The organism is Knoellia sp. 3-2P3, assembly GCF_029223115.1.
In the GTDB taxonomy this organism is placed as follows: domain Bacteria; phylum Actinomycetota; class Actinomycetes; order Actinomycetales; family Dermatophilaceae; genus Pedococcus_A.
In genome coordinates this window covers 907,605-934,439 of record NZ_JARGZE010000002.1, presented here as the reverse complement: position 1 = coordinate 934,439, position 26,835 = coordinate 907,605, and the positions used below count along the sequence as shown (strand labels likewise).

At 72.2% G+C, this 26,835-nt stretch carries 25 protein-coding genes and 1 tRNA gene; 21 read left to right on the top strand and 5 right to left on the bottom strand.

What is annotated here, in order from left to right; genetic code table 11:
• Positions 1-590: 590 nt before the first annotated feature.
• From P0Y31_RS09825 to P0Y31_RS09790, 8 genes are all read left to right on the top strand, one after another.
• Positions 591-785, top strand: coding sequence for a hypothetical protein (locus P0Y31_RS09825; protein WP_275803894.1), 195 nt, complete (start codon positions 591-593; stop codon positions 783-785).
• A gap of 3 nt (positions 786-788) precedes the next feature.
• Positions 789-1,397: a nicotinate-nucleotide adenylyltransferase gene (gene nadD / locus P0Y31_RS09820; RefSeq protein ID WP_275868732.1), complete on the top strand. Its 609-nt coding sequence runs from the start codon at positions 789-791 to the stop codon at positions 1,395-1,397.
• Positions 1,398-1,404: 7 nt separating this feature from the next.
• Complete coding sequence (gene rsfS / locus P0Y31_RS09815) at positions 1,405-1,779, top strand: ribosome silencing factor (protein WP_275868730.1); 375 nt, start codon at positions 1,405-1,407, stop codon at positions 1,777-1,779.
• A 10-nt stretch (positions 1,780-1,789) separates the two neighbouring features.
• Positions 1,790-2,443 carry a histidine phosphatase family protein gene (locus P0Y31_RS09810; protein WP_275868728.1) on the top strand — a complete coding sequence of 218 codons (654 nt, stop codon included), beginning with the start codon at positions 1,790-1,792 and terminating at the stop codon, positions 2,441-2,443.
• 78 nt (positions 2,444-2,521) lie between these two features.
• Positions 2,522-2,597 (top strand) — tRNA-Ala (locus P0Y31_RS09805).
• Positions 2,598-2,684: 87 nt separating this feature from the next.
• Positions 2,685-3,071: an ATP-binding protein gene (locus tag P0Y31_RS09800; protein WP_275868726.1), complete on the top strand. Its 387-nt coding sequence runs from the start codon at positions 2,685-2,687 to the stop codon at positions 3,069-3,071.
• A 112-nt stretch (positions 3,072-3,183) separates the two neighbouring features.
• Positions 3,184-4,455, top strand: a complete 1,272-nt coding sequence (locus P0Y31_RS09795; RefSeq protein ID WP_275868724.1) for an adenylate/guanylate cyclase domain-containing protein — start codon at positions 3,184-3,186, stop codon at positions 4,453-4,455.
• A gap of 95 nt (positions 4,456-4,550) precedes the next feature.
• The gene (locus P0Y31_RS09790; protein WP_275868722.1) at positions 4,551-5,135 is read left to right on the top strand and encodes a DUF308 domain-containing protein; all 585 of its coding nucleotides are present in this window, start codon (positions 4,551-4,553) and stop codon (positions 5,133-5,135) included.
• Positions 5,136-5,439: 304 nt separating this feature from the next.
• Here P0Y31_RS09790 and P0Y31_RS09785 read toward each other — a convergent pair whose 3' ends face one another.
• Complete coding sequence (locus tag P0Y31_RS09785; RefSeq protein ID WP_275868720.1) at positions 5,440-5,976, bottom strand: hypothetical protein; 537 nt, start codon at positions 5,974-5,976, stop codon at positions 5,440-5,442.
• A 146-nt stretch (positions 5,977-6,122) separates the two neighbouring features.
• Here P0Y31_RS09785 and P0Y31_RS09780 point away from each other — a divergent pair, with 146 nt between their 5' ends.
• The 6 genes from P0Y31_RS09780 to P0Y31_RS09755 all read left to right on the top strand — a co-directional run bounded on the left by P0Y31_RS09780 (position 6,123) and on the right by P0Y31_RS09755 (position 14,908).
• A complete protein-coding gene (locus P0Y31_RS09780; RefSeq protein WP_275868718.1) occupies positions 6,123-6,758 on the top strand; it encodes a lysoplasmalogenase in 636 nt (211 codons plus the stop codon).
• A 142-nt stretch (positions 6,759-6,900) separates the two neighbouring features.
• The gene (leuS, locus tag P0Y31_RS09775; protein WP_275868716.1) at positions 6,901-9,798 is read left to right on the top strand and encodes a leucine--tRNA ligase; all 2,898 of its coding nucleotides are present in this window, start codon (positions 6,901-6,903) and stop codon (positions 9,796-9,798) included.
• Between the two features lie 42 nt (positions 9,799-9,840).
• Positions 9,841-10,707 carry a DegV family protein gene (locus P0Y31_RS09770; RefSeq protein ID WP_275868714.1) on the top strand — a complete coding sequence of 289 codons (867 nt, stop codon included), beginning with the start codon at positions 9,841-9,843 and terminating at the stop codon, positions 10,705-10,707.
• Entirely contained in the window at positions 10,704-11,384 is a 681-nt protein-coding gene (locus P0Y31_RS09765) for a glycerol-3-phosphate acyltransferase (RefSeq protein ID WP_275868712.1), read from the top strand. Before P0Y31_RS09770 ends, P0Y31_RS09765 begins: the two co-directional genes overlap by 4 nt.
• A 75-nt stretch (positions 11,385-11,459) precedes the next feature.
• Positions 11,460-12,500 (top strand): ComEA family DNA-binding protein, encoded by a 1,041-nt coding sequence (locus P0Y31_RS09760; protein WP_275868710.1) that lies wholly within the window; start codon positions 11,460-11,462, stop codon positions 12,498-12,500.
• Positions 12,497-14,908 (top strand): ComEC/Rec2 family competence protein, encoded by a 2,412-nt coding sequence (locus P0Y31_RS09755; RefSeq protein WP_275868708.1) that lies wholly within the window; start codon positions 12,497-12,499, stop codon positions 14,906-14,908. Before P0Y31_RS09760 ends, P0Y31_RS09755 begins: the two co-directional genes overlap by 4 nt.
• 52 nt (positions 14,909-14,960) lie before the next feature.
• Here the strand turns inward: P0Y31_RS09755 and P0Y31_RS09750 are convergent, their stop codons facing one another.
• Positions 14,961-15,890: a LysR family transcriptional regulator gene (locus P0Y31_RS09750; protein ID WP_275868706.1), complete on the bottom strand. Its 930-nt coding sequence runs from the start codon at positions 15,888-15,890 to the stop codon at positions 14,961-14,963.
• 83 nt (positions 15,891-15,973) lie between these two features.
• Here P0Y31_RS09750 and P0Y31_RS09745 point away from each other — a divergent pair, with 83 nt between their 5' ends.
• Positions 15,974-16,807, top strand: a complete 834-nt coding sequence (locus tag P0Y31_RS09745) for an NAD-dependent protein deacetylase (RefSeq protein ID WP_275868705.1) — start codon at positions 15,974-15,976, stop codon at positions 16,805-16,807.
• Here the strand turns inward: P0Y31_RS09745 and P0Y31_RS09740 are convergent.
• Positions 16,788-17,387 (bottom strand): class I SAM-dependent methyltransferase, encoded by a 600-nt coding sequence (locus P0Y31_RS09740; RefSeq protein WP_275868703.1) that lies wholly within the window; start codon positions 17,385-17,387, stop codon positions 16,788-16,790. The genes P0Y31_RS09745 and P0Y31_RS09740 overlap by 20 nt on opposite strands.
• 18 nt (positions 17,388-17,405) lie before the next feature.
• On the opposite strand from P0Y31_RS09740, the gene P0Y31_RS09735 reads away from it, so the two are divergent.
• Together P0Y31_RS09735 and P0Y31_RS09730 are read left to right on the top strand one after the other, a co-directional pair.
• Positions 17,406-17,894 carry a GNAT family N-acetyltransferase gene (locus P0Y31_RS09735; protein ID WP_275868701.1) on the top strand — a complete coding sequence of 163 codons (489 nt, stop codon included), beginning with the start codon at positions 17,406-17,408 and terminating at the stop codon, positions 17,892-17,894.
• Positions 17,895-18,007: 113 nt separating this feature from the next.
• Positions 18,008-18,421, top strand: a complete 414-nt coding sequence (locus P0Y31_RS09730; protein ID WP_275868699.1) for a DUF4259 domain-containing protein — start codon at positions 18,008-18,010, stop codon at positions 18,419-18,421.
• Between the two features lie 45 nt (positions 18,422-18,466).
• Here the strand turns inward: P0Y31_RS09730 and lexA are convergent, their stop codons facing one another.
• Entirely contained in the window at positions 18,467-19,192 is a 726-nt protein-coding gene (gene lexA / locus P0Y31_RS09725) for a transcriptional repressor LexA (RefSeq protein WP_275868697.1), read from the bottom strand.
• Between the two features lie 257 nt (positions 19,193-19,449).
• Here lexA and P0Y31_RS09720 point away from each other — a divergent pair, with 257 nt between their 5' ends.
• The gene (locus P0Y31_RS09720; protein WP_275868695.1) at positions 19,450-19,857 is read left to right on the top strand and encodes a LysM peptidoglycan-binding domain-containing protein; all 408 of its coding nucleotides are present in this window, start codon (positions 19,450-19,452) and stop codon (positions 19,855-19,857) included.
• Between the two features lie 23 nt (positions 19,858-19,880).
• Here P0Y31_RS09720 and P0Y31_RS09715 read toward each other — a convergent pair whose 3' ends face one another.
• Positions 19,881-21,143 carry a CHAP domain-containing protein gene (locus P0Y31_RS09715; protein ID WP_275868693.1) on the bottom strand — a complete coding sequence of 421 codons (1,263 nt, stop codon included), beginning with the start codon at positions 21,141-21,143 and terminating at the stop codon, positions 19,881-19,883.
• Positions 21,144-21,405: 262 nt separating this feature from the next.
• On the opposite strand from P0Y31_RS09715, the gene fdh reads away from it, so the two are divergent.
• The 3 genes from fdh to nrfD are packed head-to-tail and all read left to right on the top strand — an operon-like array spanning position 21,406 to position 26,830.
• Positions 21,406-24,693: a formate dehydrogenase gene (gene fdh / locus P0Y31_RS09710; protein ID WP_275868690.1), complete on the top strand. Its 3,288-nt coding sequence runs from the start codon at positions 21,406-21,408 to the stop codon at positions 24,691-24,693.
• On the top strand, positions 24,693-25,763 hold the full coding sequence (locus P0Y31_RS09705; protein WP_275868689.1) for a 4Fe-4S dicluster domain-containing protein: 1,071 nt from the start codon (positions 24,693-24,695) through the stop codon (positions 25,761-25,763). The genes fdh and P0Y31_RS09705 overlap by 1 nt, the downstream gene beginning before the upstream one ends.
• On the top strand, positions 25,760-26,830 hold the full coding sequence (gene nrfD, locus P0Y31_RS09700; RefSeq protein ID WP_275868687.1) for an NrfD/PsrC family molybdoenzyme membrane anchor subunit: 1,071 nt from the start codon (positions 25,760-25,762) through the stop codon (positions 26,828-26,830). The genes P0Y31_RS09705 and nrfD overlap by 4 nt, the downstream gene beginning before the upstream one ends.
• Positions 26,831-26,835 lie beyond the last annotated feature (5 nt).

Sequence of the window (26,835 nt, the reverse complement as noted above, 5' to 3'; positions counted from 1 at the left end):
GCACCCACGACCCTGGCCGTGCGGGTGGCGGGCACCCACGACCCTGGCCGTGCGGGTGGCGGGCACCCACGACCCTGGCTGGCAGGGTCGTGGGCGCCGGGGCCTTGCGGCCTCCCGCTCCGCTGGGCGGATCCGGTGGGTGACCGGCCGCGAGGTGGCCACTGCGACGGTGGCGCGGGGTGGGGGTGAACCCCGTCACCGGCGGCGGTCGAGCCTTAGGGTCGCGGTGGCCCTCCGCGGCGTCGCCCGCGGACCCGGGGACGCGCCCCGGAACCGTCGCCGGCGGGCCGGCGACGGCGGACCCGCCGTTATCCGGCCGGCCCAGCTCCGCGCGGCGTCCCACGACCGCTGGCGCAGTCGGGGGCCACCCCACGGAGCGAGTGAGCCAAGTTCTAGTGCCCGCCCGACCCCGGCCGCAGGGAAACCGGGAAACTTCTTCGCGCCCGCCCCCACCCACAGGTCCGTCCACAGCCCCGCCCTGCGCGAGGCGGTAGTTGTGCACAGCCCTGTGCACGAAACCCGTGGACAGGCGCGAGGCCCACACCGGGCGATGACAGGCGGGTGAGCGGCCGACCGGTACGCTGTGCCGCATGTCGTCGTCTCTGGCCAACCTCTTCGCCGCCGCCGAGGAGCACGGGCGCGAGCTGCCCATGTCCCCGTACATGTTCGGCGCCATCGCCCTCGTCGCCTTCGCCGCCCTGCTCGGTGTGCTGTGGATGTTCCGCGGCACCGCGCAGAGGATGTCCGGCGGACACGCGCACCCCCGGGCCGACGAACGCGGCTGACGCATGCGCCTCGGCGTCATGGGTGGCACGTTCGACCCGATCCACCACGGCCACCTGGTCGCCGCGAGCGAGGTGCAGGCCCTCTTCGGCCTCGACGAGGTCGTCTTCGTGCCGACCGGGCAGCCCTGGCACAAGGACGGCGTCAGTCCAGCGGAGCACCGCTACCTCATGACGGTCATCGCGACCGCCTCCAACCCCCGCTTCACGGTGAGCAGGGTCGACATCGACCGGCCCGGCGTCACCTACACCATCGACACGCTGCGCGAGCTGCACGACCAGCGCCCGAACGACGAGCTGTTCTTCATCACCGGCGCCGACGCGCTGGCCGAGATCCTGTCGTGGAAGAACGCCGACGAGCTGTTCGGTCTCGCCCACTTCATCGGCGTCACCCGGCCGGGCCACGAGCTCACCGACGCGGGCCTGCCGGAGAACGGCGTGACGCTGCAGGAGGTGCCCGCCATGGCCATCAGCTCCACCGACTGCCGTGAGCGCGTCGGACGGGCGGAGCCGATCTGGTACCTCGTGCCGGACGGGGTCGTGCAGTACATCAACAAACACCACCTGTATGCCGCGGAGCGAACCGCCGCGGCCCACCCCCTGAACGCCCCGTAGGAGAGCAGTGCCCGCAACGCAACACGCCCTCGACCTCGCCAAGGTCGCCGCCCTCGCCGCCGAGGACAAGCTGGCGACCACCATCACCGCCATCGACGTCAGCGAGCAGCTCGCGCTCACCGACGTCTTCGTCATCGTCTCCGCGCCCACCGACCGCCAGGTCGGCGCCATCGTCGACGAGGTCGAGGACAAGCTGCGCGAGTCCGGGGCCAAGCCGGTGCGCCGCGAGGGCGAGCGCGAGGGGCGCTGGGTGCTGATCGACTACGGCGACATCGTCGTCCACGTGCAGCACGACGAGGAGCGCGACTTCTACGAGCTCGAGCGGCTCTGGAAGGACTGCCCGGAGATCGAGCTGGGCGTCCAGAAGCGCCGCCAGCAGTGACGGTGCGCAGGTGACGCTGGGCCGCCGCGTCGTCGTGCTCCGGCACGGCGAGACCACCCACAACGCGGCCGGCATCTGGCAGGGCCAGCTCGACAGCCCGCTCTCGCAGCGCGGGGTGGAGCAGGCGTATGCCGCGGGGCGGGCGCTCGCGGCCCTCTCTCCCGTGCGGGTGGTCGCCTCCGACCTGCAGCGTGCCGCGGTCACAGGGCGGGCGGTGGCCGACGCGTGCCGTGTGCCCATCACCTACGACGAGCGATGGCGCGAGATCCATGCCGGCGTCTGGCAGGGCATGAGCGGCGCCGAGGTGCGCGCGCAGTGGCCCGAGGAGCAGGAGAAGCTGCTGCGCGGTGAGGACTTCGTGCGCGGCGAGCACGGTGAGACGGTGGCTGACGTGGCCCGTCGCACCGCCGAGGCGCTCGAGGAGCTCATCGCCTCGATGGGCGAGGGGGAGACGATCGTCGTCTCGACCCACGGGGTGGCCGGACGGGCCGCCGTCGCCGAGCTGCTCGGCCTCGACCAGGGCACGGCGTGGACCACGCTGGGCGGGCTGGGCAACTGTCACTGGGCCGAGGTCGCCGAGGGGCGCGTCGGGTGGCGGCTGGTGCGCTGGAACGTCGGTCCGCCCGGCATCGAGACGCTCGACGGCCCCCAATCCCGTGCCTGAGCGGCCGATTTGGTGAATCGGGGGGTCTGGTGGATAAACTCTGGCGTCCCCTCCGGGGGGCCGGGCGAGAAATCGCACGGGGCTGTGGCGCAGCTGGTAGCGCACCTCCATGGCATGGAGGGGGTCAGGGGTTCGAGTCCCCTCAGCTCCACCAGCAGTGGCTCACCGAGTCGCTGGGACGAAGCAGCAGAACCCCTCCCAGGTCTTCCGGGAGGGGTTTTCGTCATACAGGGGGAGTGCAATGTGTGAGGTGCAAGGGCCGTCACAGACGCGTCTGCCTGCCGATGCCCGGGCTCCAGCGCTCGCCCGGACCTTCCTGCGGGCCGCCGCCTGTGAGACGCACCATGCACGGGTCGTCGACGACGCCGAGCTGCTGGTGAGTGAGCTCGTCACCAACGCCGTCCTGCACGGTGCCCCACCGATCACGATGCGGGTGGAGTGCGACGGCAGCAACGGCCTGCGGGTCTCGGTCACCGACCGCAGCGCGGACCCCGCTCGTGTTCGCGAGGCTGACCCCACTGACGAGTCCGGTCGCGGCATGCGCCTGGTCGACGTCATCAGCGACGACTGGGGGGTCGAGCCGCGCACCGGCGTCGGGAAGGACGTGTGGTTCCGGCTTCGGAGCTGACGCGTGGTCGTGGCGGCCCGGTGGCCCGGGCGCCTAGCATTCGCGGGTGGGCGAAGTGCACCCCCACCCCGCTCTTCCCCGACCGCGGTCGAGGCGCCTGACCACGCGCCTGATGAGCGCGCTGGCAGCGCTCGCCGGCCTCGGCGCACCACCTGACAGCTCGGCGGACGAGCGACTCCGCTCCGGCACCCTGGTGCTGGTCTCGGTGCTCATCTCGCTCGTCTCGTTCGTCTGGGTCATCACCTACACCGTCTACGGCTACCCCCTCTCGGGCGCCATCCCCGCCGCGTACCAGGTGCTCACCGTCACCGGGTTGGTGGTGCTGTCACGGACCCACCGCTTCGCGCTCTTCCGCTCCACCCAGCTCATCGCCTTCCTGGTCCTGCCTGCGCTCCTTCAGGCCTCGCTCGGGGGGTTCGTGGCGTCCAGCGGCATGATCCTGTGGTCGGTCTTCACCCCACTGGCGGCCCTGGCCCTGCTGGGCACCCGAGGCTCGCTCGGATGGCTGCTCGCCTTCTTCGCCGAGCTCGTGCTGCTGGCCGTGCTCGACCCCCGCCTGGCCGAGAGCCCGGCGGCGTTGCCGACCGGCTTCGTCACGGCCTTCTTCGTGCTCAACGTCATGGGGGTGACGCTGTGCACCTACGTCATGCTGGCCTACTTCGTCGAGCAGCGGGCCCGCGCCCACCGCGCCCTGGAGGCCGAGCGGGAACGGTCCGAGCGGCTGCTGCGCAACGTGCTGCCGGAGCAGATCGCCGCGCGCCTCAAACGGGACAGCGGCGTCATCGCCGAGCACTACGACTCGGTGACCGTGCTGTTCGCCGACCTTGTCGGCTTCACCGAGCGCTCGCAGGTGATGGCGCCGCGAGAGCTGGTGGCGCTGCTCGACCAGATCTTCTCGGCCTTCGACCAAGTGGCCGACGAGCAGGGCCTGGAGAAGATCAAGACGATCGGTGACGCCTACATGGCGGCAGCCGGCCTCCCGGAACCCAGACCGGGGCACCTCGAGGCGACGGCCCGGGCCGCGCTGGCCATGCGGGAGGAGATCGCCGCACTCGCCACACGCACCGGCCACACCTGGCTCGCCGTGCGGATCGGCATCGACACCGGGCCGGCGGTCGCCGGGGTCATCGGCAGGCGCAAGTTCATCTACGACCTGTGGGGCGACACCGTGAACACGGCCAGCCGGATGGAGTCCCACGGGCTTCCGGGTCAGATCCAGGTGACCGAGCGGGTCGCCGCGGGCCTCGGGCCGACGTACGTGGTGGAGCCGCGCGGCACGATCGACGTCAAGGGCAAGGGGCCGATGCCGACGTTCCTGCTGGTGGGGCCTCGGCTCCCGTCCGCGCCGTCCGGGCGACGGGAGGTCGCGCTGCCCGACGGCTGAGCCGGCGGGGGACCTTTGCCCCTGCGGTGAGGGCCCGTCCCGGGTCTCTACTGGGTGGGAGCAGCCTCTGCTGCGCAGCTCGAAGGAGGCCGGCCATGATCCGTGACTACGTGGGCGACTGGCGGTGGCTGGGGGTGCGCGGGCTGCTCGCCCTCGCGTTCGGGACCGCCACCCTGGTGTGGCCGGAGATCACGCTCTGGGCCCTGGTGGTGACCTGGGGTGTCTTCGCCCTGCTGGAGGGGGTGGGCAGCCTCGCGGCGGCGTTCGGCGGCGCCGTGGGCCGGGCCAGGGTCTGGCTGGTCGTGCACGGCATTCTCGGGATCGCGGCCGGCATCGTCACCCTGGTGTGGCCGTCGATCACCGGTCTGGTCCTGCTCTTCGTCATCGCCGTCTGGGCGTTCCTCTCGGGCCTGGCGAAGCTCGTGACGGCCGTGCAGCTGCGCCGCGAGCTGAGGCACGAGTGGGTCCTCGGCGCGGTGGGTGTGCTGTCCATGGGGTTCGCCGTGCTGCTGGTGGTCACCCCCGGAGCCGGCGCCCTCGTGGTCACGTGGCTCATCGGCTGGTACGCCGTCGTCCTGGGCCTGGCCCTGCTGGCCCTGGCGTGGGAGGTGCGGCGCGAGCTGCACGGGGAGGCGCCACGCGCCTCCGCCCGGCCCGGGACTGCGCACCCGGCCACGTGAAGCCGGTGGTGACCCCCACCCGGGGGCCCGCCGCCAGCAACGGCCTTGGGACGTATGCCGCGTGCGCCCGCTTCGCGGTTCTTTGTCATCGGCTCTTCGGCTGGTCCTGGCCCGCAAAGGTAAAGACTTGGTCTGCTGATCCCCTACGTTTGGCATGTGGGTCCCAGCCAGCGGGGCCGGCGGCCGGGGACCAAGGCCTCCGCGGGGCAACACGAAGGCTGGGGGTGGGCGCGGGCCCGGTTCGGTGAACCGGGCCCGCCGCCCTGTCCGGCGTCGAACGGGCGGCGGTGGGGAAGAGGCGCGCCTACGCGGCTGCGGGTTGCTCGTCCTCCGAGACGGCGAGGGCCAGGTCGACCATGGCCTTGATGATGAGCACGAGACCGGCGTTCATGAGGAGCAGCCACTCGATGCCCAGGGGCACCGAGCTGTCGCTGCCGAAGCCCGGCGCGAACGAGGTGCTGAACATGAGGATGCCCGCACCCGCTGCGAGGAAGACGCCACTGGTGGTCCGGTGCACCCGGCAGCGCACGATCGAGATGCCGAACAGCAGCAGTCCCGCGCAGGTCAGCAGGAGCGAGCCCCAGAAGCCCATGCCCACGGCTGCGGCGCCTGCCCACCCGACCCAGCTGGCGGGATGGGTGCCCTGCCGCAGCTGGTGGCCGGCAACGCCGATGGTGATGAGGGCCGTGGTGGCGAGCTGGAGGGCGGTGTGTGCCGCGGCCGGCAGGGCGACGTCGCGCGCGAGCGCGTTCCAGTACGCGAAGAGCAGCACCGCGCCGGCCGCACCCCAAGCCCCTGCGTGGCGCTCCATCCAGGCGATGAGGCGCAGTGTCCCCTCCATAGGGCGACGGTAGGGAGCGGGGCCGCGCACGAGATCCGGCATCGAGCCCGGCTCGAGCTACGCTGATTGCTGCAGGGAGCACACCCCCCACCGACCGCCGCGAGCTCCGCCACGGGCGTGGCAGGGGGTGTGGGAGGGTTCGGCCCGTGACTGGGGTGCTGTGGGCGCTGGTGGCCGGCTTCGCCGTCCTCGACTGGTATGCCGTGTGGCGCGGCTCGCACGGCCTCGAGCGGATCGCGAAGCCGCTCACGATGGTGGCGCTGACGGGCGCAGTCCTCTCGATGGGCGCCGCCGACTCGGCCTCTGGGCGCTGGCTCCTCGCCGGTCTCGTGCTCGGCCTCCTCGGCGACGTGGCACTGCTCTCCGACAGCGAGCCGCGTTTCATGGTAGGTCTGTCCGCCTTCCTGCTCGGACACCTGGCCTACGTCGCGGCGTTCCTGCCGGTCGGGCCCCAGAGCCTGGTGGCCGCGCTGCCCGGTGCCGTGCTAGTGCTCGTGCTGGTCGCCGTCGTCGGCCGGCCGGTGCTGGCCGCGGCCGGCGCGCAGGGTGGGCCGGGGCTGGCAGCTGCCGTCGCGGCATACGTGCTCGTCATCGGCGCGATGGTCGTGACCGCGTGGGGCACCGGGCGCCCGCTGGTCGCCGCGGGCGCGACCGTCTTCATGGTGAGCGACGCCGTCCTCGCGCACGCCCGGTTCGTCAGGCCGTGGCGGTGGGCGTCCCTGCTGGTCATGGTGACCTACCACCTCGGACAGGTGCTCATCGTGCTGGGACTGCTGCGGTAACCTGAGCCCATGGCACGCTCGCTGCTTCTTCGACAGCCGCGCTGACGAACCGGACTGCCGGACGTCACCGCGGCGAACCCCTCCTGCGTGAGGGGCTTTTTTGTGCGAAGAGCGCGAGCGCAACCACGACGCGAGGGATGAGATGAACGAGACGCCGCACCGCTACACGGCCGAGCTGGCCGGCCAGATCGAGGTCGCCTGGCAGGACCGCTGGCAGGAGGAGGGCACCTTCCACGCCCCGAACCCCGCCGGCCCGTGGGCCGAGCCCGAGAAGGTCGCCGGCCGCGAGAAGCTGCTCGTCCTCGACATGTTCCCCTACCCGAGCGGCACCGGCCTGCACGTCGGGCACCCGCTGGGCTACATCGCCACCGACGTCTTCGCCCGGTTCAACCGCATGACGGGCAAGAACGTGCTGCACTGCCTGGGCTACGACGCCTTCGGCCTGCCCGCGGAGCAGTACGCCGTGCAGACCGGCCAGCACCCGCGCAAGACCACCGAAGAGAACATGGTCAACATGAAGCGCCAGCTTCGGCGCCTCGGCCTGGGCCACGACGACCGGCGCACGATCGCCACCATCGACCCCGACTACTACCGGTGGACGCAGTGGATCTTCCTGCAGATCTACAACTCCTGGTACGACGCGGATGCCGTGCGCGAGGACGGTGGCCGCGGGAGGGCCCGGCCGATCGGTGAGCTGGTCGAGCAGTTCGCGTCAGGGGAGCGCCCGACGCCGAACGGCCGCGACTGGGCCGCCCTGAGCCCCAGCGAGCAGAGCGCGATCCTGGAGCAGCACCGGCTGGCCTACACCTCCGAGGCGCCCGTGAACTGGTGCCCCGGCCTGGGCACCGTGCTCTCCAACGAGGAGGTCACCAACGAGGGGCGCTCCGAGCGCGGGAACTACCCGGTCTTCAAGCGGAGCCTGCGCCAGTGGATGATGCGCATCACCGCCTACGCCGACCGGCTGGCCGACGACCTCGACCGGGTCGAGTGGCCCGAGAAGGTCAAGCTGATGCAGCGCAACTGGATCGGCCGCAGCCAGGGCGCCCGCGTCTCCTTCCCCGTGGTCGGGCAGGACGCCTCGATCGAGGTCTTCACCACGCGTCCCGACACGCTCTTCGGCGCCACCTTCATGGTGCTGGCACCCGAGCACCCGCTGCTGGAAACCATTGTCTCGCATGGCGACTGGCCTGCCTCGACGAAGGACGCGTGGACCGGTGGCGAGGCCACCCCGAAGGAGGCCGTCGCGGCATACCAGCTGCAGGCCTCGCGCAAGAGCGAGGTCGAGCGGCAGACGGAGGGCAAGGACAAGACCGGGGTGTTCACCGGCGCCTTCGCGACCAACCCGGTCACGGGCGAGCAGGTCCCGGTCTTCGTCGCCGACTACGTGCTGATGGGCTACGGCACCGGCGCGATCATGGCGGTGCCGGCGCAGGACAACCGCGACTGGGAGTACGCGACCCGCTTCGAGCTGCCCATCATCCGCACGGTGCAGCCGGCCGAGGGCCACCCCGAGGACGAGGCCTACGTCGGCGAGGGTCCGGCGATCAACTCCGCCAACGACGAGATCTCGCTCAACGGCATGGGTGTCGCCGAGGCGAAGGCGGCCATCATCGCGTGGCTGGAGGCCAAGGGCTTCGGCGCGGGCACGGTCAACTACAAGCTGCGCGACTGGCTGTTCTCGCGCCAGCGCTACTGGGGCGAGCCGTTCCCCATCGTCTTCGACGAGGAGGGCAATGCCCACGGCGTGCCCGAGTCGATGCTGCCGGTGACCCTGCCCGACGTGCCGGACTACTCGCCCAAGACGTTCGACCCCGACGACGCTGCCTCGAGCCCCGAGCCGCCGCTGTCGAGGGTGCCCGAGTGGGTGGAGGTCGAGCTCGACCTCGGTGACGGCCGCGGGGTGCAAAAGTACCGCCGCGAGACCAACACCATGCCCAACTGGGCTGGCTCGTGCTGGTACTACCTGCGCTACCTCGACCCCGCCAACGCCGAGGCCCTGGTCGACCCGGAGAACGAGTCCTACTGGATGGGCCCGCACGCGGCGCCCGTGGAGGGTGCGCCGGCCGGCGTCACCGACCCCGGTGGTGTCGACCTCTACGTCGGCGGCGTCGAGCACGCCGTGCTGCACCTGCTCTACGCCCGCTTCTGGCACAAGGTGCTGCACGACCTCGGCCACCTCAGCAGCGAGGAGCCGTTCCGCAAGTACTTCAGCCAGGGCTACATCCAGGCCTACGCCTACACCGACGAGCGCGGGCAGTACGTGCCGGCGGCCGAGGTCGAGGAGATGTCCGTCGAGTACGGCGGCGACCCGATCTACACCTGGCGCGGCCAGCCGGTGAACCGCGAGTACGGCAAGATCGGCAAGTCGCTGAAGAACGTCGTCAGCCCCGACGAGATGTACGACGCCTACGGCGCCGACACCTTCCGCGTCTACGAGATGGGCATGGGACCGCTGGAGCTGTCCCGGCCCTGGGAGACGCGTGCGGTCGTGGGTTCGCAGCGCTTCCTGCAGCGCCTGTGGCGCAACGTCATCGACGAGGAGACCGGCGAGGTGCGCATCGTCGACGAGCCCGTCGACCCGGAGACGGCACGCGTGCTGCACAGGACGATCGACGCCGTCGGCCGTGACTACGCCGCGCTGTCGTTCAACACGGCGATCGCCCGGCTCATCGAGCTGAACAACGCGCTCACCAAGCTCGACGCGGTGCCGCGCGAGGCCGCCGAGAAGATCGTGCTCATGGTCGCCCCGCTGGCCCCGCACATCGCCGAGGAGCTGTGGTCGCGGCTCGGCCACGAGGGCACCATCACCTACGAGCCGTTCCCGCAGCCGGAGGTCTCGCTGCTCGTCGAGGAGACCGTCACCTGCGTCGTGCAGATCAAGGGCAAGGTGCGTGACCGCATCCAGGTGCCGGCCGACATCAGCGAGGACGCGCTGCGCGAGCAGGTGCTGGCGCTGCCGAAGGTGGTCGCCGCGACGGAGAACGGGATCCGGACCGTCATCGTCCGGGCCCCCAAGCTCGTCAACGTCGTCCCCGCGTGAGGCTCCACGGCGCGCAGGCCACCGACCGGTAGCCTGCGCACCGTGAGCGTCGCGATCGTCACTGACACCACGGCATACCTGCCGTCGTCGGTCGTCGCCGAGCGCGGCATCAGGGTGGTGCCCCTGCACGTCGTCGTCGCCGGCAAGGAGTTCAGCGAGGGCGTCGACATCAGCACCGGCGAGGTGGCCACGGCGTTGCGCGCCCACCGCCCGGTGAGCACGTCCCGGCCCTCCCCGAGCGCGTTCCTCGCCGCCTATGAGGCTGCGGCCGCCGGCGGCGCGACGGAGATCGTCTCGATCCACATCTCCGGCGAGATGTCGAGCACGGTGCAGTCGGCCCACCTCGCCGCGGAGCACTCGCCCGTGCCGGTGACCGTGGTGGACTCCCGTTCCCTGGGCATGGCCATGGGGTATGCCGTGCTGGCGGCCTGCGATGCCGCGGCCGCCGGTGCCGACGCGGAAAGCGTTGCGGCGCAGGCACTGTCGCGCTGCGAGGCCGCGACGGTGGTGTTCTACGTGGACACGCTCGAGCACCTGCGACGAGGAGGACGCATCGGCGCCGCGTCGGCCTTCCTGGGCTCGGCGCTCGCGATCAAGCCGATCCTCTCCCTCAGGGACGGCCGGATCCGGGCGCTGGAGAAGGTGCGCACCTCGGCGCGGGCGCTCTCGCGTCTCGAGGAGCTCGCAGCCGCGGCCGCGGAACAGGCGCCGCCGGGCTCCGACGGCGTGGACATCGCCGTGCACCACCTCGACTCCGCCGAGAGGGCGGAGGAGCTCGCCCGGCGGGTGCGGCAGCGGATCTCCTGCGCCCACGAGGTGCGGGTCGTCGAGCTCGGCGCGGTGGTGGGGGCCCATGTCGGCCCCGGAACCATCGCCGTGGCCGTCTCCCCGAGACTGGCCGGTTCGTGAGCACCTGGGCGGTCCTGCCGGCAGCCGTGGGCGCATCGGACGCCGACGGGCTCGACGTCGGGGGCCTGCTCGGCTCGGCCGCACTGCTCGGGCTCGTGCTCGTCGGCGCCTTCCTGCTCGGCTCGGTCAACCCCGCCTCGATCGTGGCGCGGGTCCTGGGCAAGGACCTGTCCCGCTCCGGCTCCGGCAACCCCGGCGCCACCAACGCGGGCCGGGTCCTCGGCGTCCGGTGGGGCGTGGTGGTGGGCCTGCTCGACGTCCTCAAGGGCTACCTGCCGGTCGTCCTGGTCCAGGCGGCGATGGGCACGGTGCCCGCCCTCTGCGCCGGAATCGCCGTCGTGCTCGGCCACATCTGGTCGCCGTTCCTGAGGGGCCACGGCGGCAAGGGCGTGGCGACCTCGCTCGGGGCGATCCTCGCCGTGCAGCCGTGGTTCGGCCTCGTCATGGTCGCCGTCTTCGGGGTGCTCGTGTGGCGGATGCGCTGGGTGGCCGGTGCCTCGGTGTCGGCCTGCCTCGTGCTGCTCCTGCTGGGGGTCGGGACCTGGCTCGGGTGGGTGCCCGGCGGCTCGCGGGACGTGGGTGCCTGGTGCGTGGTGCTGGCCGTCATCGTCATCTACCGCCACCGGCGCAACATCGAGCTGTGGATCGCCGCCCGTCGCAGCTCGTCCACACCCTGACCCGATCACGCTCCGTCGTCCACAGGAGTCCGGTCGACGCCGCCCTGGGCCGGCGCACCTTCCTAGCGTGCCCGTATGCCGTTGCGTCGCCGTCCCGCCGAGCCGTCACCCCGCCTGCTCGCCCTGCTGGCCGGCCCGGACCAGGGCGCCCTGGAGGCGCAGGCGTCCGGTGCCGAGGAGCCGGCCGTCGCGGAGGAGTTCTGGCTGCCGCGGCGGGAGTGGCTCGAGGAGCGGCCGGCGACGGCCGGGCATCGTCGAGGCCGAGAGGAGGCGACGCAGCCGCACCCGAACCCGTCAGCGCCGGGGGAGGCGCCGGCCGCCGGGCACCGGGCATCGCCGGGACGGCACCGGCGCCCACGGCCCCCGGGTCCTGCCCTGCTGAGCGTCCCCGCCGCCCTGCGGGGCGCGCGGGTGACCGGCCCCGCGGCGGCAGCGGTCGGCATGGTCGTGGTGGTGCTCCTCGCGGTCGGCGTCTTCGGGGTGCGGGTGGCCTGGGCCCGCGCCGCCAGCGCGCCCGAGCCGGTCGTGGCCGGTGCCGGCACATCAGCGCCCTCCGCGCTGGTCTCGCGCACACCGGGAGCCAGCGTGCCGGGCGACGCGGTGAGCCCCTCGTCACGGCCGTCCTCGCCCCCGTCGGGCGCCGGTGGCGCTGGTCGGCTGGTGGTGCACGTGGTCGGGCAGGTGAGGCGACCGGGGGTGGTGGTGCTCTCACCGGGCGCCCGGGTCGGCGAGGCCCTCACCAGGGCAGGGGGTGCGCTGCCCGGCGCCGACCTCGGGGCGCTCAACCTCGCGCGGGCCCTGGTCGACGGGGAGCAGGTGCGCGTGCCGAAGCCGGGGGAGGCCGCACCCGCGGCGGCCGAGGCGCCCGGTGACGCTGGGGCGGCCGGAAGCGGGGGCGCCGCGAGTGGCACCGCTGGCTCCGCCCTCCCGGTCAACCTCAACACCGCCACCGTGGCGGTGCTCGAGGAACTGCCCGGCGTGGGCCCGGTGCTCGCCCAGCGGATCGTCGACTGGCGCACCGAGCACGGCCGGTTCACCTCGGTCGACGAGCTGGCCGAGGTCAGCGGCATCGGCGAGAAGATGTTCGCCCAGCTCCAGGGCAAGGTCACCGTGTGAGCCGGCGGCCGGCACGGCCGCGCCGGGTGGCGGAGCGGTCGGTGCCCGACCTGCGCCTGCTGCTTCCGGCTCTTGCTGCCTGGGTCACCGCGGCCGCCACCCTCGCCACCCCACCCTCCTGGCGGCTGGGCCTGTCGGCTGCCCTGCTGGGGCTCGCGGCGGGCGGCCTGGTCGTCACGAGCAGGTCTGCGCGGCGCGGCACCAGGCCCGGCAGGACCCCGCCGCGCGCGCACCCACTGGCCCGGTGGCTCGCACTGTCGGCGGCCTCGGCCTCGGTGGTGCTGGTCGGCTCCGCCTGCCACACCCTGGTGCGGGAGGCTGGGCCGGTCGCGGCACTCGCGCGGGGGCAGGCGGTCGTGCAGGCCACAGGGGTCGTCTCGAGTGAGCCGGTGGTGCGGGGCGGCCGGGACGCGCAGACGGTGCTGCTGCGGCTCACGCTCACCGAGGTCGCCGGGCGCGGTGAACGCAGCCGGGTGCGCACGCCGGTGCTCGTGGTCGGCGACGAGCGCTGGTCGGCAGTGCGCTGGCGCGAGCGCATCAGGGTGCAGGGCCGCCTGGGGACGGCCGAGCCCGGGGAGCCGGTGGTCGCCGTCCTCCGCCCGCTGGGGGCGCCGACGCTGCTCAGCGAGCCGGGCGTGGTGGCCCGCGGCGCGGAGCACCTGCGGGCGGGCCTGCGCAGCGCTGCTGCGCCCCTGCCGGCAGACGCCCGCGGCCTGCTGCCGGCCCTCGTCATCGGCGACACGAGCCGCACCCCCGACGACCTGACCGAGGCCATGCTCGCCACCGGGATGACGCACCTGTCGGCGGTCAGCGGCTCCAACGTCGCCATCGTGCTCGCCGCCGCACTCGGAGGCGCGGCGCTGCTCGGCGTCCGGCGGCGCTGGCGTCCGGTGGTCGCGATGCTCGTGTTGGCGGGCTTCGTCGTCCTGGCGCGTCCGGAGCCGAGCGTGATCCGCGCGGCAGCGATGGGCGCCATCGGGCTGGTGGGGCTGAGCCGTTCGCGACGGGCGGCAGGCCTGCCGGTGCTCGCCGGCGCCGTCTGGTGCCTCCTCCTCGTCGACCCGTGGCTGAGCCGCACCTACGGGTTCGCCCTGTCCACGCTCGCGACCCTGGGACTGCTGCTGTTCGTCCGCAGCTGGGGCGAGGCGATCGGCCGGCGGCTCCCGCGGCGCCTGCGCTCGTGGGGTCCCGCCCTCGCGATACCCGTTGCCGCGCAGGCGATGTGTGCGCCGGTCGTGGTGCTGCTGCAGGGGTCCGTGAGCACCGTCGGCGTCGTCGCGAACCTGCTGGCGGCCCCACTGGTGGCGCCGGCGACCGTGGCGGGGGTCGCCGCGGCGCTGACCGCCAGCGTCTGGCAGCCCGTCGGCACGGCCCTGTGCTGGGCCGGGGCGCTGCCGACGCTGGGCATCGCCCGCATCGCACGGGTCTTCGCGCAGGTGCCCGGCGGCACGATGCCGTGGCCGGATGGCGGAGTCGGTGCCGTGCTGCTCGCAGCGCTGACGGTGCTGGTCCTGGTCGCCGGTCCCTGGGCGGCGCACCACGTCCGGATCCGTCCGTTGGGGGCCCTGGCGGCTGGCCTGCTGGCGGCCGCCTCGCTCGTGCCGACCTCGCCGGCGACCTGGCCGCCGGAGGGCTGGCGCCTCGTCGCCTGCGACGTCGGCCAGGGCGATGCGCTCGTGCTGGCCACCACACCGGGGCGAGCCGTGCTGGTCGACGCCGGTCCCGATCCAGCCCTCGTCAACGGCTGCCTGCGCCGGCTCGAGGTCCGCGCGCTCGATGCGATCGTGCTGACCCACCTGCACGCCGACCACGTCGAGGGGCTGCCGGGCGCCCTGTCCGGGCGGGAGGTGCGGGAGGTCCTGGCCTCGCCGGTGCGCGACCCTCCCCACCAGTGGGAGCAGGTGCGCGAATGGGCCGCAGCGCGAGGCGTGCCGGTGCGGGAGGTGTATGCCGGCGACCGGCTCCAGTGGCAGGGCGTCACCGCCGACGTGTGGTGGCCCGCGCGGAGGATCAGCGCGGGGTCGGTGCCCAACAACGCCAGCGTCGTGCTGGCCGTCGAGTCCGACGAGGTCGACGCGCTGCTGCTGGGCGACGTCGAGCGGGAGGCGGCGCACGCCATGCTCCTGGCCCTGCGCCGAGACCCGGCGATGGCCGCGGCCGCGGCGCGTCTCGACGTGGTCAAGACCCCGCACCACGGCTCGTCCAACCTCGATACCGACCTCATGGAGGTGGTCGCGGCACCGGTGGCGGTCATCAGCGTGGGCCGCGACAACGACTACGGCCACCCGGCGCCCAAGCACCTCGAGGTCCTGCGGCGCAGCGCGTCGGCCATCTACCGCACCGACCAGCGCGGCGACGTCGCGGTGCTCTCGCGCGGTGGCGAGGTGGCCGTCACGACGAGCCGCTGACCTGCGCCAGGGGCCGTTGTGCCCGAGCCGCCGCGCGGGCTCCGAGCGGCCGTCAGGTGCTGGCCAGGACGCGCGGTGGCGTCTTCGCGGCCTCGACGAGGGCGTCGATGGTGGCCTGCACGGCGGGCACCCGCTGGAGGTCGGGGGTGGTGACGACGTGCACCTGGCGGCGGGAGGAGGGCCTGATCGGCAGGGTGACGACGTCGCTGTGGTGCGCGGTGCGCAGGATCAGGTCGGGGATGAGGGCCACGCCGAGCCCCTCGGCCACCAGGCCCATCACGGCCACGTAGTCCTCGGTCTCGAAGGCCACGTCGGGGGAGAAGCCCTCGGCGGAGCACATCTGGAGCAGGTGGCCGCGGCAGCGCGGGCACCCGGCGATCCAGTGCTCGGAGGAGAGGTCGGCCAGGTCCACGACGTCCTGTCCCGCGAGGGGGTGGTTCCTCGGAAGGGCGAGGCGCACGTCGTCGTCGAGCAGCTTCTGCGTCACGAAGAGGTCGAGGTCCTCCTCACCGCGGCCGAGGTCGGTGCCCTCGTAGGCGAAGGCGACCGCGAGGTCGCACTCGCCGGCACGCAGCGCGGCCAGCGACTCCGGCGGCTCGGCCTCGGTGAAGGTGACCTTGACCTCCGGGTACCGCTCCTTCACCAGGGCCAGCGCGCGAGGCACCAGCGTCGCCGAGGAGGACGGGAAGGCCATGAGGCGCACGCGCCCGGAGCGCAGTCCGGCGATCGCGGCGACCTCCTCCTCGGCGGCGTCGAGGGCGGCCAGCACCGTCACCGCGTGGCGGGCGAGCACCTGTCCCGCCTCCGTGAGCCGCACGCTGCGTCCGATCCGCTCGACCAGCACGGTGCCGGTGCGCTGCTCGAGCCGGCGCACCATCTGCGAGATCGCCGGCTGGGAGTACCCCAGCGCCAGGGCCGCACCGGTGAAGCTGCCCTCGTCGGCAATGGCCTTCATGACGCGGAGACCCGCTGCGTCGATCATGCATCCAGCATAACCGTCGGTTATCCAACGGTACCCATGTTGCCGCTGGGGATGATGTCCCGTGGTCGCGCATACTGGGTGCCATGCCTGCGCTCGCGACCGACCTCGACGCCTTCGTCGACCTCCTCGCCGGTGGAGACGTGCTGGTGCTCAGCGGCGCCGGCATCAGCACCGAGTCCGGCATCCCGGACTACCGTGGGCCCGACGGCAACCGGCGGGTCCAGCCCATGCAGTACGCCGAGTTCGTCGGCTCGCCGGAGGCCCGCAGGCGTTACTGGGCCCGCAGCTACGTCGGCTGGCAGCGCTTCTCGTCGGCGGCCCCCAACGACGGGCACCGGTCCGTGGCGGCACTTCAGGCGGCTGGGCTCGTGGGGCCGGTCATCACCCAGAACGTCGACGGACTGCACCAGGCGGCCGGTGCCGTCGAGGTCACCGAGCTGCACGGCGCGCTGGCGAAGGTGGTGTGCCTGACGTGCGGTGACCGCACCAGCCGCTGGGACCTCGACGAGCGGATGCGCCAGGCGAACCCCGGCTACGAGGTCACCAGCAACGAGATCCGGCCCGACGGCGACATCGTCCTCAACGCCCTCGACGTCGAGGACTTCGTCGTGCCACTCTGCCTGGTCTGCGGGCGCGACACGCTCAAGCCCGACGTGGTGTTCTTCGGGGAGTCCGTGCCGAAACCGTTGGTGGAGAGGTGTTTTCAACTCACCGAGAGGGCGCGCGCCCTCCTGGTGCTCGGCTCGTCCCTGAAGGTGATGTCCGGCTACCGGTTCGTGCGGCGGGCAGCCGCGCACGGCATACCGGTCGGGATCATCACGCACGGACCCACCAGAGGTGACGCCGAGGCCACGCACCACCTCGACGCACCCCTCGGCGCCACCCTCGCCGAGCTCGTCAGCCGGCTGGCCGCCTAGCCACCAGCACCACGTCGATCGCGTCACCGGCGTCGGTGGGGCGGAGCACCTCTTCGCAGCGCTGGACCTCGAGTCCGTCCGAGGCGGCGCGCAGCTGGTCGGTCGTGTGCAGGATGCTCGGGTCCTGTGGACCTTCGACACCCTCGGTGAGGTTGCGCAGGGAGTGCCCCACGACGACCAGTGCCCCGCCGGGGGCGAGCCACTGCCCGAGGCGCGAGAAGACGTCCTGGGGGATGTGCAGGTAGGCCACGAGCACGAGGTCGAAGAGGGTGCCCGGCGCAGGCTGCCACTCGGTGACGTCGGCCACCACCCACTCGACGTCCAGTGACCGGCGGGCGGCCTCCTGCCTCCCACGGTCGATGCCGACCGCGGAGAAGTCCACCGCCGTGACCTGCCAGCCGCGCTCGGCGAGCCAGAGGGCGTGCCTGCCCTCGCCGGCACCGAGGTCGAGCGCCCGCCCCGGCGGCCAGCCGGCGACCACGGCCTCCACCTCGCGGTTCGGCCCGGCGCTCCAGACCCGCTCGGCCGCGGCATACCGCTCGTCCCACGTCTGCGGCCCCCGGCCGCCCTGCGACTCCATGGACCTAGCATCGCCCCTGTGACGCAGATCCGCCCCGCCCGCGAGGACGACCTGGCCACCGTGGCCGCCATCTACAACGCCGAGGTCGAGGGCGGGGTGGGCACGTTCGACACCCTTCCGAGGGGCCCCGACCACTTCGCCCACCGCCTGGCACCGGAGGTCCCCGGCGACGTCTTCCTCGTCGTCGAGGACGGCGCCGACGTGGTGGGCTTTGCGTACTCCGGCCCCTTCCGGTCCCGCCCCGCGTATGCCGGGACGCGCGAGACCTCCGTCTACCTCGCCTCGGCTGCCCGCGGGCGCGGACTCGGCAGGGCGCTCTACGCCGAGCTGCTCGAGCGCCTCGACGCGGCAGGCGTGCACACCGTCCTGGCCGTGGTGGCGCTGCCCAACGAGGCCAGCGAGGCGCTGCATCGCAGGCTGGGGTTCGAGCGGGTCGGCGTGCTCCGGGAGGTCGGCCACAAGCTCGGCCGCTACGTCGACACCGCCTGGTGGCAGCGACTTCCCTGAGCCTGGCGGACCCGGGTCGCGTCCGAGGTCTGTCTCCGGCGGCGGCCGCGTCCTACCATCTTCAGGTCAGGCCGTCAGTGGGACCGGCGAGCAGGTGACGATGGGGTGGTGTCATGGCACGCGTCCGAACTGGACCGTTCGAGAACGACGACGCACTCGACTTCCTGGACGACCTCGAGGAGACCGAGCCCGAGGGGCGGCCGGCCAAGGTGCGGGGCGCCCTGCGCCGCGTCGTCGCGACGGAGGACTACATCGACGCGCCCGTGATGGCGGAGGCCGTCGCCGCGGCCGCGGTGGTGGCCGGCAGCGAGGACCCCGACTCGGTCGTGGGGGAGCGCTACCTGCCGCCCTGGCTCGACAGCGACCCCCTCGAGGTCGACGAGGAGCTCGAGGAGCTCGCGGCACAGGCCCTCCACCGGGCGCTGCGGCCCGACGAGAACGAGTGGTGGGAGCTGTGGGAGGAGGCCGAGGCCACTGACGACGTCACTGAGGTGGTGAGCCGCTACCTCGACGTCTTCGGCGACTGACGTCGACCGTGAACGTCGGTCGCCGACCGACGGCGACCGACGACGTCAGACGCGCCGCAGGACGGCCGTCACCTTGCCGAGCACCGTGGCGTGGTCGCCGTCGATCGGCTCGAAGGCCGGGTTGTGCGGCAGCAGCCACACCTTCCCGTCCTTGCGCTTGAACGTCTTGACGGTGGCCTCGTTGTCGAGCATGGCGGCCACGATGTCGCCGTTGTCGGCGGTCGGCTGCTGGCGCACGACCACCCAGTCGCCGTCGCAGATGGCCGCGTCCACCATGGAGTCGCCCACCACCTTGAGCAGGAAGAGCTGCCCCTCGCCGACGATCTGCTTCGGCAGGGGGAAGACGTCCTCGACGGACTCCTCCGCCGTGATCGGCACACCGGCCGCGATCTGGCCGAGCACGGGCACGTAGGACGCCTCGGGCCGCTGGTCGTTGATGCCGGTCTCGTCGTAGGTCGCGTCGGCGTCGTCGGGGGCTGCCCCGCCCCGGTAGCCCCGCATGTCGGCCGGCGCGTCGGGGGAGACGACCTCGATGGCCCGCGGGCGGTTGGGGTCGCGGCGCAGGAAGCCCTTGCGCTCCAGGGAGGCCAGCTGGTGCGCCACGGAGCTCGGGCTGGTGAGCCCCACCGCCTCCCCGATCTCGCGCAGGCTGGGCGGGTAGCCGCGGCGGTCCACGGAGTTGCGGATGACCTCGAGCACCCGGCGCTGGCGCACGGTGAGGCCGTCGCCGCGCTCGCGCTCGGGCAGCTCCTTGACGTTGTCGTCGGACATGCCGCTCCTCGTTTCTGCAGGTCAGGTGCCGTGTACCGGGCTGTCAGCCGGTCGGCGGGGGTGGGCTGTCGGTGGCCTCTGATGTGCTTCGAGGCATGGGCACAGCGTATGGAGTTCGAACACAGTTGCCAAACATGTGTTCGACGCGTGTCTTGAACCGTTCGAACATGCGTGCTAGAAATCGTACAAGCGTTCGATCGAACACCCGTTCGGAGAACAGGGCCCCGCAGGCGCGGGGTCGGGAGAGGGGAATGACCATGAGTGCAGCAGTCGCCTGGGACCTGGGGGCCACACCGACCCGCGTGCCGACCCGTCCTGCCCGTCCGCGCCTGGTCCTCGTCCCAACCGGCGACGCGGTCCCGACTCCGGTCGCCGGGGGGCTTCGCCTGACCCGGGCCGGCCGGCTGGTCATCACCCTCATGGTCGCGGCCGTCCTGATCGCCGTCACCGCGCTGGTGCTGGCCGGCTCCGCCGGTGGCGCGTCGGCGCCCGTCGCCGACCACGCCGTCACCGTCGTCGAGGGCCAGACCCTCTCGGAGGTCGCCGCGCGCGAGCTGCCCGCCCTCCCGGTCGCCGAGGCGGTCGCGCAGCTGCAGCTGGCGAACAACCTGCCGAGCACGCAGGTGCACGCCGGCCAGGTCCTCGTCGTCCCCGCCCTGGGGTAGCCCGGTTCAGGACAGGCGTCGGCTCAGAGCAGGCCCTTGTCGGCGATGTGTGACCACTTGACGGGGTCGGTCGTGCCGGCCTTGTCGATCGCGAGCTGGTCGACGGAGGTGGTCGGCTTCTGGCCGCCGACCTGGGTCCACGTCGTCACCCGCAGCGCCCTGCCGCCGCTCATGACGTAGACGTAGCCGGTCTTGGTGCCGCGCAGGTAGGAGTTGTCGACCGGCTTGTGTGCCAGGTGGTTCCACCGCCCACCCGACCCCGCCCGGTCGATCGCCGCGATGTCGATGCCGACGGTGGGCTGGACCGTGGCGCTGCCGATGTTGGCCCAGGCGTGCACGTAGACGGGCGCGCCGCCGGCGATGCGGTAGACCTCCTGGCGCTGCAGGCCGCGGACCAGCGTGCCGTCGGCGGGTCGGGCGCGCAGGTGGTTCCACCGGCCCCCCGAGCCCGCCTGGTCGATGGCTGCGTCGTCCACCGTCGTGGTCGGCTGGGTGCCGCCGAAGGGCGCCCACGTGTAGACGTGCACCGGTGCACCGCCGGCGACGCGGTAGACCAGCCGGCTGCGCGCCCCGCGGATGAAGGTGCCCTCGCTGGGCAGCGTCGGCAGGGACGCCAGGGAGGTGCTGCTGAGCAGGTGGGTGGGCTGCATGCCGCCGAAGCCGGTCCACGTCGAGACGAAGACGGGGGCCTTGCCCACCAGGCGGTAGACCTCGTTGGTCTCCCGCACCCGCACGAACGTGCCGGGCTTGGGCGGCTGGTACGCCGTGTCCTTGAAGTGGATGAAGTTGCTCGGCCAGTTGCGGTCGCCCTTGGGGATGCGCCAGCGGTAGGACCCGCCGCTCCACGACGAGTCCGAGATGGTGATGTAGGAGGAGGTGACCTCCTCGACGTACCCGACGTGACCGTAGGACGGGGCGTAGACGCTGCCGTAGCTCCACTGGGCGATCGCGCCCGTCCGAGGTGTCGTGTCCACCCGGAAGCCGCGGTTCCTGGCGTTGACCGCCCAGCTGCCGGCGTTGCCGAGCCCGCTCTGCTGCGCCACGCCGTTGCGCGCGAGGCGGTAGGCCACGTAGTTCGTGCAGTTGTTGCCGGTGCTGCTGACCGGGTAGCCCCAGACCGACTTCCCGGTGTAGCCGGAGAAGGAGACGCACCCGATCGAGGAGGTCTTGCACTCGTAGACGATCGTGCCGGCGCCGGCGGCGGTGCTCGTGGCGCCGAGCGCTGCGGTGCCGAGCAGGAGGGCAGCGGCAAGGCGCGAGGACAGGCGGAGCAGGCGTGTGCGCATGACTTCCCGGGGGTAGGGGACGGTCTCGGCATACGGTGAGAAAGCACCACGCCACGACCAGGGCCTGGAACAGAGTGCCTGATCCCGGCACGCCTGTACGACAAATGGGTGAATATCACCCCTGTAGTTCCCCCTCCTTTCGAAAGGTCGGGGGGCGCACCCGGCCGGCACGGCCGAGCCACAGCACCACCATCGGCCCGGATCTCGCTCGGATCGCGGGCTCTGACGGGCGGGGCTAGGGTGCGAGCAAAGGAGGCGGGTGATGGACGCGAAGAAGACCTTCCTGTCGTGGCCGGTGCTGCGGCAGTTCCGCAGTGGGGACTTCCTGGGCCGCGGTCCGGCGGTCACCTCGGAACGCACGCGAACCCTCGAGCCGCGGACGAAGACCGCCGACCGGGTCGTGCAGAGCGTGTGCCCGTACTGCGCCGTCGGCTGCGGCCAGCGCGTCTTCGTCAAGGACGAGAAGGTCGTCCAGATCGAGGGCGACCCCGACTCGCCCGTCTCGCGAGGACGCCTGTGCCCCAAGGGCTCTGCGAGTGAGCAGCTCGTCAACAGCCCCGGCCGCCAGACGAAGGTGCTCTACCGGCGCCCCTACGGCACGCAGTGGGAGCCGCTGGACCGCGAGACGGCCATCGACATGATCGCCGACCGGTTCGTGCAGAGCCGGCGCAACGGGTGGCAGGACCTCGACGACCAGGGCCGGCGGCTCCGGCGCACCATGGCGATCGCGGCCCTCGGAGGGGCGACCCTCGACAACGAGGAGAACTACCTCATCAAGAAGCTGTTCACCGCCGCGGGGGCGATCCAGATCGAGAACCAGGCGCGTATTTGACACTCCGCCACGGTTCCCAGTTTGGGATCCTCGTTCGGGCGCGGTGGCGCGACCCAGTATGAGCAGGACCTGGCCAACGCCGACTGCATCGTCATCCAGGGCTCCAACATGGCCGAGTGCCACCCGGTGGGCTACCAGTGGGTGACCGAGGCACGGCTCAAGGGCGCCAAGGTCATCCACATCGACCCCCGCTTCACGCGCACGTCGGCGACGGCTGACAAGCACATCCCGATCCGCGCGGGAAGCGACGTGGTGTTCCTCGGGGCGCTGATCAACCACATCCTCAGCAACGACCTGTACTTCAAGGAGTACGTCGTCGCCTACACCAACGCCGCGACGATCATCAACGAGGACTTCCAGGACACCGAGGACCTCGACGGCCTGTTCTCCGGGTACGACGCCGACAAGGGCTCCTACGACCTGACCACCTGGGCCTACGCCACCGAGAGTGACGAGGACGGGAAGATCGAGGCCCCCGGCACCGAGCAGGGCGAGGCCAAGGAGGCGACTGCCGACGGCCACCGGATGGGTGCTGCCGGTCCGCCGCTCGAGCACGCCCGGGTGCTGCGCGACGAGACGCTGCAGGACCCTCGCACCGTGTTCCAGATCCTCAAGCGGCACTACGCGCGCTACACGCCCGAGATGGTGGCCGACACCTGCGGCATCTCGGTCGACGACTTCCACTACGTGGCCAAGGCGGTCACCGAGAACAGCGGTCGTGAGCGCACCACGGCGTTCGTCTACGCCGTCGGCTGGACGCAGCACACCCTCGGCGCCCAGTTCATCCGGACGGCCGCGATCATCCAGCTGCTGCTCGGCAACATGGGCCGTCCCGGGGGCGGGATCATGGCGATGCGCGGCCACGCCAGCATCCAGGGCTCGACCGACATCCCGACGCTCTACAACATCCTCCCCGGCTACCTCGCGATGCCGGTCGCGGGTCGGCACGACACGTGGCAGGAGTACATCAACGCGATCGGCAGCAAGGAGCAGAAGGGCTTCTGGGCCAACGCCGACGCCTACGCCGTCAGCCTCATGAAGGCGTGGTGGGGAGATGCGGCGACAGCCGAGAACGACTGGGCCTTCGACTACCTGCCGAGGCTCACCGGCGCCCACGGCACCTACCAGACCACGATGGACATGCTCGACGACAAGGTCGAGGGCTACTTCCTGCTGGGCCAGAACCCTGCGGTCGGCTCCGCGCACGGCAGGATGCAGCGGCTGGCGCTGGCGCACCTGAAGTGGCTCGTGGTCCGCGACCTCAACATGATCGAGTCGGCGACGTTCTGGCAGGACAGCCCCGAGATCGCGACCGGCGAGCTCGAGACCGAGAAGATCGGCACCGAGGTCTTCTTCCTGCCGCCCGCCTCGCACGTCGAGAAGGCGGGCACCTTCACACAGACCCACCGGATGCTGCAGTGGCGGCACAAGGCCGTCAACCCGCCGGGCGAGTGCCAGAGCGAGCTCGAGTTCTTCTACGAGCTGGGCAGGAAGATCCGCGAGCGCCTGGCCGACTCCACCGACGAGCGCGACCGGCCGCTGCTCGACCTCACCTGGGACTACCCCCTCGACGAGGACGGCGAGATCGACGGCGAGGCGGTGCTGCGCGAGATCAACGGCTACCACCTGGCCGGGGAGAAGCAGGGCCGGCTGCTCGACCTCTTCACCGAGATGGAGGCCGACGGCAGCACCAGCGGCGGCTGCTGGATCTACACGGGTGTCTACGCCGGCGGGATCAACCGCAGCGCGAACCGCAAGCCCGGACGCGAGCAGAGCCAGGTCGCTCCCGACTGGGGCTGGGCCTGGCCGGCCAACCGGCGGATCCTCTACAACCGCGCCTCGGCCGACCCCGAGGGTCGCCCGTGGAGCGAGCGCAAGAAGTACGTCTGGTGGGACGAGGAGCAGCAGAAGTGGGTGGGTGACGACGTCCCCGACTTCCCGGCGACCAAGGCGCCGAGCTACCGGCCCGAGCGCGGTGTCGGCGGCCCCGAGGGCATCGCCGGTGACGACCCGTTCATCATGCAGCCCGACGGCAAGGGCTGGCTCTTCGCACCCAAGGGCATGCTCGACGGGCCGCTGCCCACGCACTACGAGCCGCAGGAGTCGCCGGTCGACAACCCGCTCTACCGGCAGCAGTCCAACCCCGCTCGGAAGGTGTTCCCGCGCAAGGACAACCTGTGGAGCCCGTCGGCAGGAGCGCCGGGCAGCGACGTCTACCCGTTCGTCTTCACCACCTACCGCCTCACCGAGCACCACACCGCCGGTGGCATGAGCCGCTGGCTGCCCTACCTCGCCGAGCTCCAGCCCGAGCTCTTCTGCGAGGTCTCGCCGGAGCTCGCGGCCGAGCGCGGCCTGGAGAACGGCGGTTGGGCGACCATCGTCTCGGCGCGCACCGCCATCGAGGCCCGGGTGCTGGTCACTGAGCGCATGACGCCGATGGTCATCGGTGGCAGGACGATCCACCAGATCGGCCTCCCCTACCACTGGGGCGTCGGTCGTGACGCGGTCGTGTCCGGCGACGCCGTCAACGACCTGCTCGGCGTGGCCCTCGACCCCAACGTGCAGATCCAGGAGTCGAAGGTCGGTGCTTGCGACATCCAGCCGGGCCGCCGTCCGCACGGCGAGGAGCTGCTGCGGCTGGTCCACGAGTACCAGTCGCGGGCCGGCGTCACGGTGACCACGTCGAACGAGCTGATGACCCGCGAGGACGGACACTGATGGGCTACCTGGACCGCCAGCTGTCGGGGCCGACCGACCCCATCGCCGACGCGGCGTGGGAGGAACCGCGCACGCGCAAGGGGTTCTTCACCGACACCTCCATCTGCATCGGCTGCAAGGCGTGCGAGGTGGCCTGCAAGGAGTGGAACGCGATTCCGCAGGACGGCGAGCTCAACCTGCTCGGGTCGTCCTACGACAACACCGGCTCGCTGGGCGCGAGCACGTGGCGGCACGTCGCGTTCATCGAGCAGACCACCGAGCGCATCGAGGAGGCGCGCACGTCCGGTGGTCGGCTGGTGGACCTCGGTATGCCGGTGGTGCGACCGAGCGAGCCCGCGTCACCGATGACCGAGGCCGGGATCGGCCCGTCGCCCGCGGCGCCGGGCATTAACCCCGCGGCGTCGGGCATGGACTCCCCGGCGCCGGGCATGGACTCCGCGGCAGTGGCCCAGGCCCAAGCGGCGGCGGCCACCGGCACCATCCCGGACTTCCGCTGGCTGATGGCCTCCGACGTGTGCAAGCACTGCACCCATGCCGGCTGCCTCGACGTCTGCCCGACCGGTGCCCTGTTCCGCACCGAGTTCGGCACCGTCGTCGTGCAGCCGGACGTCTGCAACGGGTGCGGCTACTGCGTCGCGGCGTGCCCCTTCGGCGTCATCGACCGGCGCGAGGGCGACAAGACCGTCACCAACCACGGCAACGCGCAGAAGTGCACTCTCTGCTACGACCGGCTGCGCGACGACCAGATGCCCGCGTGTGCCCAGGCCTGTCCGACGACCTCCATCAAGTTCGGCGACCTCGACGAGATGGTGGCGACGGCCCAGCAGCGCGTGGAGACGTTGCGGGACAACGGTTACACCGAGGCACGGCTCTACGGCGCCAACGCCAACGACGGGGTGGGAGGCACCGGGTCGGTGTTCCTGCTGCTCGACGAGCCCGAGGTCTACGGCCTGCCGCCGGACCCGCGCGTGCCCACCGCCGACCTGCCCGACATGTTCCGCAAGGCCGGCCTCGCTGGGCTCACCATGCTGGCGATGGCCGCCGCCTCCTTCCTGGGGAGACGCCGATGACGACGAACCCGTTCGACGCCGACCGACCGCCCGAGCCGGCCCGCCGCGGCCGGCGCCGGCGCAACGGTGGTGGGCAGGGACGCCGCCGCGACGAGTCGCTGATGGTGCCGGACGTCGAGTTCGACAGCTACTACGGGCGCAACATCGTCAAGGCGCCGCCGTGGAAGCACGAGATCCCCACCTACCTGTTCCTCGGCGGCCTCGCGGCCGGCTCGGGCCTGGTCGGCGCAGGCGGATCCGCACGCAACCTGCCCGCCCTGCGCCGTGGCGGGCGCATCGCCGCCCTGGCCGCGGTGGCCCTCGGCGGGGGCGCCCTGGCAAAGGACCTCGGGCGGCCGGAGCGCGCGCTCAACATGATGCGCACGGTGAAGCTGACCTCGCCGATGTCGGTCGGGTCCTGGATCCTCAGTGCGTTCGGGGCGTTCGCCGGAGTCGCCGCCGCAGCGGAGCTGGGCCGCGAGCTGCCCGACCAGGACGGGTTCCTCGCCAAGGCCCTTCGTGTCGCCGACCCGCCCGCAGCCATCGGCTCGGCGCTCTTCGCACCGCCGCTCGCGGCATACACGGCGGTGCTGCTCTCCGACACGGCCGCTCCCACGTGGCGCGAGTCCTACAAGCAGCTGCCCTTCGTCTTCGTCGGCTCCGCGAACGCGGCGGCTGCCGGCCTGGCCCTGCTCGTCAGCCCGACGGACCAGAACGGCCCGGTGCGGAAGATGGCCCTCACCGGGGCCGCACTCGAGCTGGGCGCCTTCGAGCTGATGCGCCGTGAGATGCACCCCCTGGTGGCCGAGCCGCTGCACGAGGGGGAGGCCGGCAGGAAGCTGCGGCTGGCCGAGATCCTCACCGGCGCAGGCGCGCTCGGTGCGGTGCTCTTCGGGCGCAACCGCCTGGCGGCCGGGCTGAGCGGGATCGCCCTGATGGCCGGTTCCGCCCTGACCCGGTTCGGCGTGTTCGAAGCGGGTATGGAGTCGACGAAGGACCCGAAGTACACCGTGCAGCCCCAGCGCGAGCGGCTGGAGCAGCGCCGAGCCGATGGCGTCACCGACGACTCCATCACCACCATCCGGTAGCCACC